This is a genomic window from Bacteroides sp. PHL 2737 (assembly GCF_004115325.2).
Taxonomy (GTDB): Bacteria; Bacteroidota; Bacteroidia; order Bacteroidales; family Bacteroidaceae; genus Bacteroides; species Bacteroides hominis.
In genome coordinates, this window is sequence record NZ_CP040630.1 from 2,508,964 (window position 1) to 2,525,485 (window position 16,522).

At 44.1% G+C, this 16,522-nt stretch carries 13 protein-coding genes; 3 read left to right on the forward strand and 10 right to left on the reverse strand.

The window, feature by feature from the left end:
- Positions 1-22: 22 nt before the first annotated feature.
- The 3 genes from DBK98_RS10205 to DBK98_RS10215 are packed head-to-tail and all read right to left on the reverse strand — an operon-like array spanning position 23 to position 2,541.
- Positions 23-829, reverse strand: coding sequence for a TIGR02391 family protein (locus DBK98_RS10205; RefSeq protein WP_032543301.1), 807 nt, complete (start codon positions 827-829; stop codon positions 23-25).
- A 2-nt stretch (positions 830-831) separates the two neighbouring features.
- Entirely contained in the window at positions 832-1,830 is a 999-nt protein-coding gene (locus tag DBK98_RS10210; protein WP_032543300.1) for a nucleotidyl transferase AbiEii/AbiGii toxin family protein, read from the reverse strand.
- A 9-nt stretch (positions 1,831-1,839) separates the two neighbouring features.
- Entirely contained in the window at positions 1,840-2,541 is a 702-nt protein-coding gene (locus DBK98_RS10215; protein ID WP_032543299.1) for a DUF6088 family protein, read from the reverse strand.
- Positions 2,542-2,987: 446 nt separating this feature from the next.
- On the opposite strand from DBK98_RS10215, the gene DBK98_RS10220 reads away from it, so the two are divergent.
- On the forward strand, positions 2,988-4,310 hold the full coding sequence (locus DBK98_RS10220; protein WP_032543298.1) for a DUF4099 domain-containing protein: 1,323 nt from the start codon (positions 2,988-2,990) through the stop codon (positions 4,308-4,310).
- A 26-nt stretch (positions 4,311-4,336) separates the two neighbouring features.
- Positions 4,337-6,424: a type IA DNA topoisomerase gene (gene topB / locus DBK98_RS10225; protein WP_032543297.1), complete on the forward strand. Its 2,088-nt coding sequence runs from the start codon at positions 4,337-4,339 to the stop codon at positions 6,422-6,424.
- Positions 6,425-6,521: 97 nt separating this feature from the next.
- Here the strand turns inward: topB and DBK98_RS10230 are convergent, their stop codons facing one another.
- The 6 genes from DBK98_RS10230 to DBK98_RS10255 all read right to left on the reverse strand — a co-directional run bounded on the left by DBK98_RS10230 (position 6,522) and on the right by DBK98_RS10255 (position 12,401).
- Positions 6,522-7,040, reverse strand: a complete 519-nt coding sequence (locus DBK98_RS10230; protein ID WP_032543296.1) for a dihydrofolate reductase family protein — start codon at positions 7,038-7,040, stop codon at positions 6,522-6,524.
- Positions 7,041-7,438: 398 nt separating this feature from the next.
- Positions 7,439-9,484 (reverse strand): bifunctional DNA primase/helicase, encoded by a 2,046-nt coding sequence (locus tag DBK98_RS10235; protein WP_032543294.1) that lies wholly within the window; start codon positions 9,482-9,484, stop codon positions 7,439-7,441.
- The gene (locus DBK98_RS10240) at positions 9,447-9,806 is read right to left on the reverse strand and encodes a helix-turn-helix domain-containing protein (RefSeq protein WP_032543293.1); all 360 of its coding nucleotides are present in this window, start codon (positions 9,804-9,806) and stop codon (positions 9,447-9,449) included. Before DBK98_RS10240 ends, DBK98_RS10235 begins: the two co-directional genes overlap by 38 nt.
- 215 nt (positions 9,807-10,021) lie before the next feature.
- Entirely contained in the window at positions 10,022-10,867 is an 846-nt protein-coding gene (locus DBK98_RS10245; RefSeq protein WP_032543292.1) for an RteC domain-containing protein, read from the reverse strand.
- An 18-nt stretch (positions 10,868-10,885) separates the two neighbouring features.
- Positions 10,886-11,758 (reverse strand): nitroreductase family protein, encoded by an 873-nt coding sequence (locus DBK98_RS10250; protein WP_080720284.1) that lies wholly within the window; start codon positions 11,756-11,758, stop codon positions 10,886-10,888.
- Positions 11,759-11,825: 67 nt separating this feature from the next.
- Positions 11,826-12,401 carry a Crp/Fnr family transcriptional regulator gene (locus DBK98_RS10255; protein ID WP_032543291.1) on the reverse strand — a complete coding sequence of 192 codons (576 nt, stop codon included), beginning with the start codon at positions 12,399-12,401 and terminating at the stop codon, positions 11,826-11,828.
- 512 nt (positions 12,402-12,913) lie between these two features.
- Between DBK98_RS10255 and DBK98_RS10260 the strand changes: the two genes are divergently transcribed.
- Positions 12,914-15,298, forward strand: coding sequence for a HAMP domain-containing sensor histidine kinase (locus tag DBK98_RS10260; RefSeq protein WP_005809717.1), 2,385 nt, complete (start codon positions 12,914-12,916; stop codon positions 15,296-15,298).
- Positions 15,299-15,434: 136 nt separating this feature from the next.
- On the opposite strand, the gene gcvT is transcribed toward DBK98_RS10260, so the two are convergent.
- Positions 15,435-16,520 carry a glycine cleavage system aminomethyltransferase GcvT gene (gene gcvT, locus DBK98_RS10265; protein ID WP_005809715.1) on the reverse strand — a complete coding sequence of 362 codons (1,086 nt, stop codon included), beginning with the start codon at positions 16,518-16,520 and terminating at the stop codon, positions 15,435-15,437.
- Positions 16,521-16,522: the final 2 nt, after the last annotated feature.

A 16,522-nucleotide genomic window follows, 5' to 3' on the forward strand; every position in this document is an offset into this window, starting at 1 on the left:
ATAGGATAGCGGAATTTTTCTGCTATCTTATTTTTTGTGCATTATCCAATCTTCTATGGCAATACGAAATCATTGCTAAAATTTCCAAAGCATCTTGTTCTGTTATGTTCCAGCTAATTTTAGGTTCGTGAGCTTCAGGATTTCTAAACATTCCACATAATCCTTTTAAAAGGTTACAAAATCCTTTATGCTCGTCTATTTCAGATTTTGACTGGAAATTATTTATAATTAATATAGGTGTATTACTAAATACATACTCTATTAGCTTGTTCCCGTCTTCATTATACAATGACAAGTCCCTAATTCTATCAAATAAACCTTTGTTTGCTTCAAAGACAGCATGAAAATAGTTGTTTGTTAGCAACTCAGCCTTACAATATTTAAAGAGAGCCAAATGTGCGTTGCGGTTCTCTAATTTTGTTTTTAGGTTTTCTGCTTTTTGCTGCGCTTCTGAAATCGTTTTAGCTTGAATTATTTCACTAAATTTTCCTGTTTCATTTAGTTGATAGCCGATAAACGCTAATTGTTGATTTATTGCATTTCTTTTTTCTGTAAACTCGTACTCATTATTTACAAATTTAGCAGGAGATAAAGCTAATTGAATAAAATAAAGTATTTTGTTAGAACACTGATGTGTGTTTTGGTAATTTGCAAAAGCACTATATAACCTTTTCCATTTGGTATTTTGTGAATCAACATCATCAATTTGAGATTGTTGTAAAAGGTATTGTATTTCACTTCCCGTTAAGCCATTACTTGTATCTCCCAATATTTTGGCGATACCTTCTAACGTAGCTTGGGTAAAACATCTTCTTTTCACATTTGCCATAATTATATACTGTTCCGATAAATTTCAAATTTAACCAGTATTTTGTGTAGGTTCTTCAATGCTTCCACAGCCTTGCCAATCGGTGGCATCTTGCTTTTGTCAAAGGTTAGTTTCTTCAAATCGGTAGTGTATGCCATAGCCACTTCGGGCAATGCCATGACCGATTCGGCATCCTTGAATATCGGTGCATCAGCCAGCGACAAGTGCGAACGGGAGTTTTTATTTAGTCCGTCCTCTATCGTCACCCGGTACATGGCATCCAAGAAATCTTCCGAATGTAGGTAATCGTTATATTCCTGATTGTGGTAGAGTGCCGACAAGTCGTAAACGTCACGGATATGCTTTGCCAGCAGTACGGCTGCATCCTCATTGTAAGACAGCTTTACCAGCCTTGAAACCTTGTCGCAGATAGTCTTTCGGGGATTGATGCACTGCGTTTCAAAACTTTCCAGCCCGTAGGTGCTGATCAGTTCCTCTTGTCCGATGCTTTCAAGAAAGGCGGTCACAATCGGTTTGATAACCCGTTTGTCCGCCGGGTAGAACATCTGTTTTTTGTCCGGCAGGTCACAAGACTTTATTTCTACTTCCAAATGTTCTTTCAGCCCCACACTCTGAAATACATTGTCATACGAAAAATACAGTTTGCGGTAATTACCGCCCGTTTCCGACAAATCTTCCTTGTATATGCTATTGTTAAGTTCAACTATGTATTTGGAAAGTTTCTTGTTCAATGTCTTTTCCGCCTGCTTGGACGCACCTTTATCACCCGTGAACACGAACAAGTCCAAATCTTCCGAGAAGCGTTCTATCAGCCCGTAGGCTTTGGAAAGTGAAGTCCCGCCTTTGAAGTAGGTCTTATCCGCATATTCGGACATGGAAATATCCCGCAGTATCTTCGATACCCAGTAATCCTTTTCCACGTGCGACTGCTCGTAGCCGAAATGTTCAGCCGCCAGTGCGATGATTTCCTTGAACGCTTCCTTGTCCGAATGTAAATTCATATTTCTGTCCTATGCCGTTTTATAATCCAAGTTGAACCGTGTCGTGGGAAGAATGGTCTTTGCCATTTCCGTTTGCAACACGGTTTGTCTAATGTCGCCCAGTATGTCCGCCACCACCTTTCTGACACGTGGCGGGTAACTTTTCGCCAAAGATACGATTTTTTCCAGTTCCGACAGGCTGTACCCGTTGAAATATTGGCTTTTGACCCGGTTGTAGATGTCCTGCCCGGTTGTTCCGGGTATGCGCTTCATGTCCTTTATCGCATCGAGTAGCCGCAAGTACGGGACAAGGCTTTCATCCGGGTAGTCCATGCAGTAGGCTTTCACGCACTCTATATCCAAGTTCTTGAAACGGAAACGGCGAACCGGGTTAGGAGTGGCTATCGTTATGGTTGTGGCAACCTGTTCGGTCAGCCCCATTTTATTATAGACGTAAGCCCCCGTGATATAGCCGTTCAGTTTTTCAGTCAGGTAGCGGAACTGTTCATCCTGATAGACAGGCAGCTTTCCCAGCCCAAGCACTGATTTCTTGGGACGGTAGTATGCCCCCTTTTCAACCCGTACCAGTACCCCTTTGCGGCTCTGTTCGGAGAGTAGCACTGCAACATTGGCGGTCTTTTCCGTTTCAAACGACAAATCACGGAACGTGAATATACGCCCGGTATCTATCCGTTCAATCTGCCCAAGTATCTCTTTTCTGAATGAAGCCATATTTATGTCCTTTGTTTCTATCTGCAAAGATAGTATATTATGTAATTACATGCAAAAACATAACAAATATTTTGCCGAAGATGTTTTCTTTTTGTCGTGTCACCTGATAATAGGAGAATAAAGGAAACACAATCAAAGGCTTGCCAAACGCTTCACAAATGGCTCGCAAGCATAATGTAAATTTTAATAAGTCGTTGATTATAAGGCATAAGGTTTATGATTAAATGGCTCATAAATGGCTCACCCCAAGAGAGTGATTAACTTCGCTCTCTTTTTTATGCCTGTTTCCAATTCTCCAACCGTCAGTTGGAGATTTACCCCACCCAGACAATTTCAGACAGCGCAGGACAAATTCGGACAGTCCTTGCCGCCCGTCCAAATATAGCATATTTAGTCGCTACCTTTGGGCGGGACTATTCCCGTAACCACTAAAATTCCGATTATTTATGGCAAACAGAATGACCCCGCCCGCAGAGGGGCAGGAAAAAGACGTGCTGCTGGTCTTGGATAAACAGCAGGGAAAGGTGAGTGCCGTTAAGGGTATCGACAAGGAGGGCAATTTGCAGACCGTGCCACCCACTACCGGACACGGTGGCGAGTTCATGCAGGTGGACAAGAACAGCGATGTGTTCAGCAACTTCATTTCCAACTTCTACCGCAAGTATCAGGACACTTCCGGGCTGGAACTGTTCAGCGTCAAGGCTTCCGAAGCGGAGCGGGACGCAAAGGCAATCGAGGACAACCACCGCAACCCTACACCGGAGGGTGACAAGCGGGCTGAAATGCTTCGAGTTCCGAAGCCCGACTTCCACGAGTTCAAGCAGGGCTACCGCTTCGACCCTGCAAAAATCGACTGGGAGAACCTGAAAAAAGTCGGCATCACCGCCGACACCCTGAAAAACACGAGGGACTTCGACCGGGTGATGCGTGGCTACAAGTCCCGCAACACCTACACCGTTTCGGGGACGGTGGGCGGCTTCTACCTCAAACCTACCGATGTCAAGCTCTCTTTCTATCAGGCAAAGGACGGCACGGTAGTACCCAAGCTGCACGGCGTGCAGCAGGACGAGAAACTGTTGCAACGCCCGTTCCATGAACACGAGTTCACCAAGCAGGAACAGGGCAACTTGCAAGGCACTGGTAACTTGGGCGGCATCGCTGAAATCAAAGACCCGAAAAGCGGCGAGCAAATCCCCGTGTTCGTCAGCCGGGACAGGTACACGCACGAACTGGAGTATATGCGGGCTGACAAGTGGAAATGCCCCGATACAATCTGTAACGTGCAAGTCAGCCCGGAACAGAAAGCCGCCTTTGAAGCCGGGCAAGCGGTGAAAATGGAAAACCTGCAATTCAGGGACGGCACGCAGCGCAGTGCCTATTTGCAGGTCAGTGCGGTGGAGCGTGGCTTGGAGTTCCTGCCCCGTGCCGCCGTCCAGTTCTTGCAGCAGGGACAGCAGCCCGCAGAGCAGCAGGTCACCGGGCTAAAGGACGGCAAGGGCGTTGAGTTCAACGGTCATGTACAGCCCGGCGCACAGGGCAAATCCCCCGACAAGGTGCAGCCGAAAGACGTTACCCCCGCCGCCGAGAGCCGGACGCAGGTAGCGGTCAATTCCGGGGGCAAGACCAACGAAGCCACCAAGCTGGGCAAAGAGCCGTTGAAACAGGGTCAGGACAAGCCCACCGCCAAGCAGAAAGAGAAGCAGGAGAAAGCGCAGGACAAGAGCCTGAAAGCTGACAAGCCCAAGAAGTCCAGAGGAATGAAAATGTAATATCCACCATTAAAAAGTAAAGAATTATGATTGCATTGATAGCAGAAAAGCCCAGCGTGGCAAAGGACATCGCCCGCATCATCGGTGCGACCGGGCGTAATGACGGTTATCTTTCCGGCAACGGGTATATGGTGACATGGGCGTTCGGCCACTTAATCCAGCTTGCCATGCCGGAAGCCTACGGCGTGGCGAACTTCCGCAGGGAGAGCCTGCCCATACTGCCGCCCGATTTCCAGCTAATCCCCCGTCAGGTGAAAGCGGAGAAAGGCTACAAGGCAGACCCCGGCGTGCTGAAACAGTTGAAAGTGATAAAGGAAGTGTTCGACCAGTGCGACCGGATTATTGTCGCCACCGATGCCGGACGTGAGGGTGAGTTAATCTTCCGCTATATCTTCCATTACCTGAACTGTCGGAAACCATTTGTGCGCCTGTGGATAAGCAGCCTTACCGACAAGGCAATCCGTGAGGGGCTGGATAACTTGCAGCCGGGAGAGCGTTACGATAACCTTTACCTCTCTGCCAAGTCCCGCAGCGAAGCGGACTGGCTGATAGGGATAAACGCCACCCAAGCGTTGAGCGTTGCCGTCGGGCAGGGGGTGTTCTCGCTGGGCAGGGTGCAGACACCCACGCTCGTGATGATATGCAGCCGCTATTTGGAGAACAAGAATTTCGTACCTGCCAAGTTTTGGCAACTCAAAGCGGCGACTGCCAGCGGGAGAATAAATTTTACCGCCCAATCGACCGCCAAGTGGGAACAGCAGCCCGAAGCCATAGCCGCCCTGCAACGGGTAAAGGATGCCGGGCAACTTGTGGTTAAATCCGTTGAGAGGAAAGAAGCCAGCCAAGAACCGCCGCTTTTGTACGACCTTACCACGCTGCAAAAGGAAGCGAACACGAAGCTGAACTTCTCGGCTGACAAGACGCTTTCCATAGCGCAAAGCCTGTATGAAAAGAAAGTGATGTCCTACCCAAGAACCGGAAGCCGCTATATTCCGGAGGACGTTTTCGATGAAATGCCGGAACGTGTCGCCCTGCTGGGGCAATACTCCCGCTTTGCCGGGTATGCCGCCGGGCTGGACGGTATATCCCTGAACCGCCGCAGCGTGAACGATAGCAAAGTGACCGACCACCACGCCTTAATCATTACCGAGAACCTGCCCGGTGAACTTTCCAAAGACGAGCGGGCGGTTTACGAGCTGGTAGCCGGGCGTATGCTGGAAGCCTTTTCGGGCAAGTGCGTGAAAGACGTTACCACCGCCTTGCTGTCAGGGGGAGATACCGACTTCACGGTGAAAGGGTCTGTGATGAAAGAAGCCGGGTGGCGTGCCGTGTTCGGCGAGCCGGAAACGGGCGGGGATGAAGAAGCCGGTAGCCTACCGCCACTCCAAGAGGGAGAATGTTTGCCACTCTCCGGCGTGGATCTGCTCGAAAAGCAGACCAAGCCGAAACCGCTGCACACGGAAAGCAGCCTGTTGGCGGCAATGGAGAACGCAGGCAGGGAACTGGAAGATGCCGAACTGAAAGCCAGCCTGAAAGATGCCGGGATAGGCACGCCCGCCACCCGTGCGGCGATTATCGAAACGCTGTTCGCCCGCCAGTACATTGTGCGTGAGAAGAAGAACCTTGTACCCACCGACAAGGGGCTTGCCGTTTACAGGATTGTCAGGGACAAGAAGATTGCCGATGTCGAAATGACGGGCATGTGGGAAACCGCCCTTGCCAAGATAGAAGCGGGCAGCATGGATGCCGACACGTTCCGAAAGGGCATTGAGGTGTACGCAACGCAAATCACCGCAGAACTGCTATCGGTGCAGCTATCTGTCGCTACTGGTGAAACCTGCCCCTGCCCGAAATGCGGCAGCGGGCGCATCCTGTTCTACCCGAAAGTGGCGAAGTGTTCCAACGTGGACTGCACGCTTACCATATTCCGCAACAAGTGCGACAGGCAGCTTTCCGACAAGCAGATTGTCGAGCTGGTGGCGAAACGCAAGACCGGGATAATCAAGGGCTTCAAGGGCAAGAACGGCAAGGCTTTCGATGCCTCGCTGGTGCTGGACGGGCAGTTCAATGTCGGTTTTTCATTCCCCGAAAAGAAAGCGAAACCGAAGAAATAGCCTATCTTTGCCGCTGGAATTTCATTGTGATAAGTTTACAGGCTTATGATAATTGGAATTTTAGTGGTTGCGCCCGGAGGGAAACCGGGCGCATTTTTTATATGTTCCCGCCAAACAGGTAGGTCGAACAGACCACCCCGTTATCCAGCACCCTGCTTTCCGAAAGCTTCCACAGCGAGCCGAGCGTTTCCCCGATAAAGCCGATGCCCTTGCCCACCATCACAGGGATAATGTATATAGTCAGGCTGTCCAGCAGTCCAGCTTTAACCAGCGAGGTAAGCAGCGTGCCGCCGCCCACCACCAGCATATCGTTGTCCTGTTTCAGTTCATAGACCTTGCGTAACGGTTCATCCGTCAGGAACTCCACTCCGCAGTCCGGCGTGATATTGGTATCGTGGTGGGACACTACAAAAGACCGTTTGTCTTTGTACGGCCACCCGCCCCAATGTTCAAAGATGTAGTTGTAGGTGTTTGCTCCCATGAGCAGGTAATCCGCTTTCCGGTAATGCTTGCCAACGATTGTTTTCACTGCATCGGGTAGCCAGTCCAGTTCCTTGTCCAACGTGGCTGTATACCCGTCAAGAGATACGGCGATATGTGCTTTAATTTGTTTCATACTATCAGGTATTTAACAGTTTAATATTCGTGTTTAACTGTCCACCAGTACCCAAAAAAGAAGCGTGGCTCTTACACTGCTTCAAAGCGAGGTACTGGCATACCCAAATGAGGAAACAGGCAAGACCACGCTATGACAAAGCATAGCATATCCTGCGCTGAATATCCCCTCATTTTGAAAAGTGCCAGTTTTCGCTTTGGGACGTTCGGCGGAACGCTTATGTATGTTATATATAAAGACGAAATCACAGCCGAAGCTGTTCAATCGCCGTTATTCTCTTATGTTACTTTTGCAAAAGTAGTGAAAATCATTGAGAAATCATGGCATACAATAAAAAATCCTGCCGTGTTATCACAACAGGGCAGGACACGACTAAATTGGACTATGAAAAATATCGGTTATATTGAACCGATAACAAAATAACTTTGGTTGGCAGTATCTTTAATGATTATATCCCGTTCACGCATGAATCGGATATAGTTCTTTGCGGTACGTTCCTTAATATCCAAAATCTGTTGTAGCTGTTCGCACAGGTCTATGTAGGTGATGCGTTTCTGCCGTCCGAAAACATCACGGGCAACACAGACCAGTTCCCTTTCCTTGCGTTTTTCCTTTTCTTTACGTGGCTTTTCGCCCCGGCACGTGTGCATTCCGGCTTTTTTGTCCCAAGCAAAGAGCATCAGCGGCACGTCCAGCGGGCTTCCGTCCCTTACTTTCAGGGCTTTCACCACCGACTGGGTAGGTTCTTCGTCTTTCTCTATCGAAAGGATAGTAGCCGCCTTGCGCTGCAACTCGCTGCCCAAATGTCCCCGCAGTTTCAATCCGTTGGGGACGAAGTGCAGCACGCACAGAATACACGTGTTGTAGATGCCTGCCAGCCGATAAAGTTCATCTATCACCGCCACGCTTTCCGCTTCATCGTTGGCACTCTTAACGAGGTCGGCGATGCCGTCAATGACGACCAACTGGATGCCGCCGTACTGGTAGTAGAACTTATCCATGCTCTGTACAATGGCGTTCAGGCGTTCTTTGCGTGACATGCCAGTAAGACAAAACGCTTTCAGTTCATCGGGTTTGTCCGGCTGTTTGGCACGTGTCAGCAGGTTGTTTACATTCTTGAATAGTTGTACTTCCGACTGTTCGGTGTCATAGAGCAATACCGCCTTGTGTCTGCCGTTGGCGGTTATCTGTACGCCCAGCGTATCTATGTCCGCACCAGCTGGGCAGATGCAGCCCGCCACGATTGCGGCTACATAATTGCTCTTGCCCGTTCCCTCGCCCCCGGTGATGCCGAACAGGTTGCCTTGTGTCCCTAACGGAACGTCACCCGCCGAAATAATCTCTTGCGCTTTGGCGGGCGGGTTGTTGAAATCTATCTCGCACGATTTTAGCATAATCAAAGTGTCGCTATACAGGTTGTCTAAAAATTCGATAAACAGTTTCAGGAAATCTTCACGGGTGTTCCCGGCTTTAAAGTAGTCGGATATGTCCTTTTCCTCTTTCGTTCCCGGAAGCGGGAGCAGCAGGCGTTTCACGCCAAATTCTTCCAATAGTTTTTCCTGCTTGCATGAACTTTCCCTGCCCGTCTTGTCCATGTCAAAGAGCAGGACGATGTGCTTGAAGCGGAACGTCAGCCGATAGACCAGCGTGGGCGGTATAGTCACCGTTTCACTGTTGAAGCAGATAGCGTGAAAACCGTGCGCTGCCAGCGAAAGCACGTCTTTTTCGCCGCCCGTGATGAATAGCGTGTCGCCTTTGGCTGGCAGTTGTTCCAGCCCGAAACAGTAGTTCTCGCCGAAGCTGCCGCCGTAGAGGAAGCGGGGCGTGGAGAACGGGCGGTACAGCTTGATGTGCTGTTTGCCCTTGTAACCGTACATGGGTTCTGCCACCGATGAAGTGTAGGTGTACGGTTTGCCCTCTGCCGTTTCGCTGTTGTATTCCCGGAGCGAGCAGACCTTGTAACGCTCCAGCACTTCGGGGGTGATGCCGTACTGCCACCAATATTCCATTTCAGAAGAAGAAAACTTCTGTTCCCGGAACTGGTAGGGCTTGACGGGCTTTTCGGGTGTTTCTTCGGATTTGTCCGGCACTGCCCGGCGGACTGTTGTCGGGGGAATGGAAACCGGAGTGCCGGAAGCCAACCCCAAGCCCAAATCTCGGTCGATGATTTCCAATATCTCCACGAAGTCAGCCGCCCGGTTACAGTCCAGCCCCTTTAACTGCCCCACGAGGAAGAAACAGTCGCCGCTGTAACTGTCATTGCCGAAGTCTTTCATCTTGTAGATACCGCCCCGGCGGTCGAAATAGATGTTGCAGGAAGCCTTGCTGTCCTCGTACAGCGGGTTAAGAAAGTTTCTGCCTATGCGCCAGTTGCCGGGCAGATAGTGTTTGAATACGGACAACCCGTTATTTGTTCTTTCTAAGATTTCCTCTTTCTTTAGCATACAGTTGGTGATTGGTTATCAGGTTGTCGATATTTTCCTTGTTGCTCCTAATCAGGCGTTCTTCCAGCATCCGGCGTATCTCGCTGACCTTGTAGAAGTAGCGTCCCCTGATGTTGGAATAGGCGATAGTCCCCGATACCCGCAGGCGTTGCAGGGTCTTTTCGCTTATTTTCAGGAACGTGCAGACCTCGTAGCTATCTACCCACATATCTTCTTCACTTTGCTTTGCCGTTTCTACATGATTGAAAATGTAATCGGCAATGGCGGTAATCTTTTTATCCAGTTCCTTATAGGCGTTGGATTCGAATGTTATTATTTCCATATTGCTAACTTATTGATTTGCCGCAAAATTCGGGATATGGTAAGAATTAAAAGTCATAGTTCATACCGTCATGGTAGAAATTTTTTTTGCTGTTTTCGGACAAATTTTATTAGATTTTGCGAGGAAAAAGGCTTTTTTCTTGGTCGATTTTGATAAAAATAAAAAATACCGTGTCGGTATGAACACGGTATTTTATTTTTCTGATTAATAAATATTTATCTTATATCATCCTCATTCATCCTTTTTGTCAGGCTGTCAATTAGCTTGTTCAAATAGGAAGTCCGGTCTTTACGCTCTTTCATAGCAATGTACGCATCATAGTAACCGCCTAAGTCTATATTGAATACGAAACTAAGGTAATTCATAAACTCCTTGATTTCGATGTTCCCATGATTTATATCGCCTGAAGAAGCCAATGCGTAGCCTATTTCTATCAGGGCAGCTTTCTTCCCTGTAAAGTTTATAGGTGTTTTTGTTCTGATTGCATGATGTTCTTTTATATAACTATCACTTTCAAGTTTTTGTAATTTTTTATTGAGATAGATACGCAACATTTCATTGCTAATTATTTTAGCAACTTTGTAATCATACCCAGTTGAAAAATTGGGGTCTTTATCAAACTGTGCGCTATCAGTGCATAAACGAATATCTATTTTTCCACGCAAGAAATAATGTTCATCATATATGGTAGAATTTGAACGGTAGTATTGGTAAAAATCTAAGTTCCTATTAAAGAAATAAGTCAAACTATCTAATTCCCGGTTGATATACAGCTTTATAACCTCATTGCTTCCTGTTGGGCATTGCGTTTCAATACGGTATATCTTGTAGAAATACAACAAACGTCCTAAAAGTTCAGGCTTCTGATTTTTGAAAAATGATATTTCTTCCTCTTTTGAGGGAAATACATAAGTTTGTAGTTTATTTCTTAAATCGTTTAGTACATTTTGTAAACGATGTACCATTGAAAGAGAAGTTTCGATAATATCGTAACCGTAGAGGTCGATGTCGTCAATCTCTAAATCTATATCGTATAATATTTGGTTTAAGTTAGTTATCATTAATAGGATATACCATTTTTATAAAGCATCAAATTCACAGTTTTTTTTATTAATGTAATGTGAAAATTCAAATTTCGGTATTCCTAATGCCATTGCAGCATATATTTTATCTTGTATTCCTAATTTTTTTGTGAATTTTCTACGTTTATCCAAATTGATAGCAGAACAGAGAAATCCCATATAGAATTGGCTTATATGTAATGTTTCTGCCATTAAAGAAGCATTCTGATAGGCTAAATTAGCATTGGTTGAACTAAAATAATCATTTTCATCTGCGTGTATTAATATTACGGCAGTTGCATTCCTTAATATCAAATCATTACCATTTTCATATTCTTGTATAACTCTTTGCATCATAGGTATGTATGATATGTAATTTGATTTTAGAAGTCGTATGAAACGCATAATAGCTGGATGTGTAAGTCTTTCTACTATTCCTTTATATTTTTTAATTGTAAAATCAACAAGTTGTTGTAATACAGTTTGCGATGTAATTAGCGTAAACTTCACATTTTGAGAATTATGCGCTGTTGGAGCATAATATCCAGCTTCTATTATTTTTTTTAAAACATCAAGAGGAATAGGATTTGATGAAAACGCCCTATTTGAACGTCTTTTTTTACATAATAAAAGGAACTGTTCTGAATTTGGACAATCCTCTATTTTATATGGATGAATATCTTTTTGTTGAAAATAGGAGTGATGAATAGAACTTGTTGGACAAATAGCAACGCATTGTCCGCAAGAAATACATCTTTGCTTTTGTTTTACTTCAATAAGCCCCGTTTCATTATCTTTCCCAAATACATCAGAAGGACAGACAGCTATACATCTACCGCATCGAATGCACTTATGTGCTACTGAAATTTGAATGTCTTTTATATGCTCCATATTAACTTGTCTAATAAAAATATGAAGCAAAATTACATGGAAAGCAAAAGATAAGTCTTGATTGAAATCAAGACTTATCTAACAATATTTTCTTGCGAATACGGCTAAGTGTTTCAGGTGTTACCATAATAAAAGATGCTAATTCCTTCAATGTTATCATATTGAGTAAATCAGGGCATCTTTTCAGTAATTTTCTGTATCTTTCTTCGGGCGTATCATTATATGCTGAAATAATATTGTTCCATGCTACATAAAGTAATTCTTCCGCTAAAATCCGTCCTTGTAACTGTGCTTCAATGCTTGAATTATAATATTCATTTACTTCTGAATATGATAATAAATAAACCTCACTATTGGTTACAGCTTGCATATTGAGGAGAACTATTTCTTTCTTTTGGAATACAGAATAGTTTCCCAATGGTTCATTTTTGAAATTATATGCAACTACATGTTCTTTTCCGTCAGTATCAATGCATGTATAACGAAAAGCTCCATTCAAAATCCAACCGATATAAGTATGCCTATCACCCTGACGAAGAAAAAAATCGCCTTTTCTATACTTTTTTAATTTTCCTTTTTCCCTAAACGCTTTTATGAAAAAAGAAAAATTATATCGTTCCATGTATTCATTAAACTGTCCCATGTCCCATATACTTAATTTGTTATGCAAATATACTCATTTTGTGTTGGATGTTGATTTTACAAGTCAAAATTAGTGCAAGGTGCAAGTATATCTATATATAGCTTGCACCTTGCACTAATCCGGAAATATTTATTATCAGGCATTTGCAAAATTCAAAAGAAAGCTGTATCTTTGAACCCGAAAGTTAGGCAGACAAACAGCGGTCAAAGTTGGACAGGCTTAACGGTTGAAAATCGTTACTGTTTTATTACCTATTTGAAATTTTGAAAGCAAAGTAGCTGAAATATAAGCGGTTAGAGTTATAGGTTCAAAACCCTGTCTCTCCGCAAACTTATCGGATGGTAAGTGGATAAAAAGCCTACAAGTTCACAACTTGTAGGCTTTTTACTATTTATACTTTTTATTTCCAGAACACCTGAGTGAATAAAAAGGTATAATAATGCTACCATTTTATAATCAGACATTGCCGTATTGATGGAAATTATATTATTTTGACCGGTAGAAAATAAGCTATGAGACTCACAGACCCTAAATGCAAATACATTTTTGCCTTCATTCTTTTATTGGGGGTCTTCTTATGTGGGTATAATTCCAAACAGTGGTATGTCACAAATCATCGGATTAAAAAAAACATTTCTCTTATTTATTCTTGTTCAAAAGATAAAATCGGGCATGGACGCTTTGAAGAACTTGTAAAACAAGAGTTTAAAGCGCAGGGTATAGAGCCTGTGTTTGATGAATTTTACCTTGATTGTGACCGTTTCGACCAGAAAGTCGAAATGGAACATATAGGTAATTATCTTGAAATTCTGAAAACTAAGCCGATAGATCTTATTTTAGCGGTAGGGGACCAAGCTGCTTTTTCTTTGTTATCGACCCGTCATCGCCTTCTCTATTCTATTCCTGTGGTAGCCTGCAACGTGCATTTCCCTGATGAAAATCTTATAAAAGAGTATGAATCCAGAAAGGTATATGTGTTGAGAGATGCTCCGGACTTTAAACGCAATATGGATTTTATAAAGTCTTTGCAACCCCATGTAAATATGGAGATTGTTTATAATATTGATTTAACTGCTCTTGGGCATAAATCTTTTGACTTGCTGAATCGGGTTATCGACAGAAAGAATGTGCAGATTTGGGGGCATAAGTCAGCGTTTTCTATGGAGTATGAATACAAGGAAATGAGAGAAATGATAGAGTATTACAGTCTGATGCCTGCTGTCGCAAATCATAAATCAGAAAAGGAGGAACTGACTGTGAGCCTCTGCCCTTTCCGGTACATAAAAGGTGCTTCTTTGCTTGTTATGATGGAAAATTCGAAATCTGAGCAAGAGAGGAAGGCATTCTTACTTGATAAATTTGATCTGGTATCGCTTCCGATAGTAAATGCTCTGAATATACCTTCTTTCAGTTGTGTACGCGAGGGATTTGGAGATGGGAGTAAAATTGTAGGTGGTTATATGGCTACTGAAGAGATCTCTGCACAAGCTGTTACCGGTTTATCCGTCCAGCTGATGAATAAAGAGAAAATAGGTATGCCTAAGATAAGGGATCTGGAGAAAGAGTATGTGCTGGATTGGAGTGTCTTTTCGTCCTATAATGGTTATGATATTGGAAATGTGGCAAAGGATGTGCGTATTATTAATTATCCGTTCTATGACCATTACCGAAAGGAGGTTTATTTATTGGGTGTGCTATTTATTCTTGCATTCATTTTCATATCAATCAGCCTGTTGCGTACGCGCCGACGTTCTCTGATAGAACGTAAGAACTTACAAATATTGGAAGAAGCACACAAACGGTTGACTCTTTCTGCCGACGGAGGGCAGATTTCATTATGGAATATGCAGGGAGATGACATTGAGTTTGATGATAATTATACGCGTCTGACAGGTATGGGAAAAAGAAGGGTTAAGAGAAGCACCTTTTTAGAGTATGTACATCCCGATGATTCTCAGTTATTGAGTTCTTTTTACGGAGCACTTTACAAATCTCCGGGCATGCAAATACAACGGGCACGTTTTTGTTTTGATGAAACGGAAGAATATCAATGGTACGAATTGCGCTGCCGGAGTCTGAAAGATGTAGAAGGCGAGATGATGCTGGCAGGTATCATGCAGAATATTCAGGAGGCGGTAGAACGTGAGCATCAGTTGATTCTGGCTAAACAAATGGCTGAGAAAGCTGAATTGAAACAATCTTTCCTTAATAATATGAGTCATGAAATTCGTACCCCGCTCAATGCAATTGTCGGATTTACGAATGTGTTGATAGGCGAAGGTTCCGAAGAGATAGATCCGGATGAAAAGGCAAGTATGCTTGATATCATCAATCATAATAATGAATTGCTTTTGAAGCTTATTAATGATGTGCTGGAAATATCCCGTCTGGACTCCGGAAGTCTGGATTTCGAAATAAAGGAATGGGATATGACAGAGATTATGAAAGAGATTTATCTGACGTATCAGCCGTTAATTCAGCCTTCCTTGCAGTTTCATCTTGAATTGGGTAATCCGGTTCCTTTACTTGTGCATATTGATCGTTTCCGTTTTACTCAGGTTATCTCCAACTTTTTGAATAATGCAAATAAGTTTACTCAAAATGGTCATATAACATTGGGATGCAAAGTGGACGAAGAACATCATGAAGTTTGTATATATGTAAAAGATACCGGTAAGGGAATCGATGAAAAGGAACTTATGATGATTTTTGACCGTTTTTATAAAACAGACGAATTTGAACAGGGAAGCGGTCTCGGACTTGCTATTTCTAAAGTTATTATCGAGCGATTGTCAGGGCGTATAGAAGTGCATTCAGAGAAGGGGAAAGGCAGCTGTTTTGCAGTGATTTTATCATTGGTGGATGTACGGAAGGATCATTTGGATGAGCTTTTATAAAGTGTCGTGGCGGGTGATCCGCTTGATCTGATTCAGCGGGGTCGGTTTCATGATAGTGTACCCTCTGTACTTACATAAAAATCCCCCTCTGTCCTTTGAGGCAGAGAGGGATTTCAACTTATTATTTTCTCAATGTTTATTTACGGAAAGGCGGTTTTACTACCACAGCTTTCAGCTTACGGCCACGCATATCGATGCATATCTCCGTACTGACCTTGCTATATTCAGGCTTTACATATCCCATGCCAATACCGATTTTACGGGTTGGAGACATTGTGCCTGAAGTCACAATCCCGATCTTATCACCTTCAGCTGTTACCAGTTCGTAACCATGTCGGGGAATACCACGGTCGATCATTTCAAAACCTACCAGTTTGCGGACTGTGCCCTCAGCCTTCTGTTTTTCAAGCATTGGGCGATTTGTAAAGTTCTTGCCATCCACGAATTTAGTAATCCAACCAAGTCCAGCTTCAATAGGAGAGGTAGTGTCATCCAGATCATTGCCATACAGGCAAAATCCCATTTCAAGTCGAAGTGTGTCACGTGCGCCAAGTCCTATCGGCTTAATGCCAAACTCGGCTCCTGCTTCGAAAACGGCATTCCAGATCTTTATGGCAGCATCAGGATAGAAATAAAGTTCAAATCCACCGGCTCCGGTATATCCCGTGTTAGAAATAATCACATTTTTCTCACCGGCAAACTCACCAACCTTAAATGTATAATAAGGAATATCGGAAAGGTTGATGTCTGTCAACTTTTGCAGAGCTTGAATAGCTTTCGGACCTTGTACGGCGAGTTGCGCCATATTATCAGAAGAATTTTCCAGTTCGGCTCCTTCTGTATTGTGAGAGACGCACCAATTCCAGTCTTTCTCTATGTTTGAAGCGTTGACAACCAATAAATACTTTTCCGGTTCATATTGATAGACCAGCAGGTCATCAACAATACCGCCGTCTTCATTCGGAAAACAGGTATATTGAATTTTGCCCGGCACCAAAGCTGCCACGTTATTTGAGGTCACTTTCTGCAAAAAAGCCAATGCATGAGGCCCTTTCACCCAAAATTCACCCATGTGGGAGACATCGAAAACACCGACACTATTACAGACAGTAAGGTGTTCGTCAATGATACCGGTGTATTCAATAGGCATGTTATATCCTGCAAACTCGTGCATCTTAGCACCAAGTGCGATATGTTTCTCGGTAAATGGAGTGGTTTTCATGA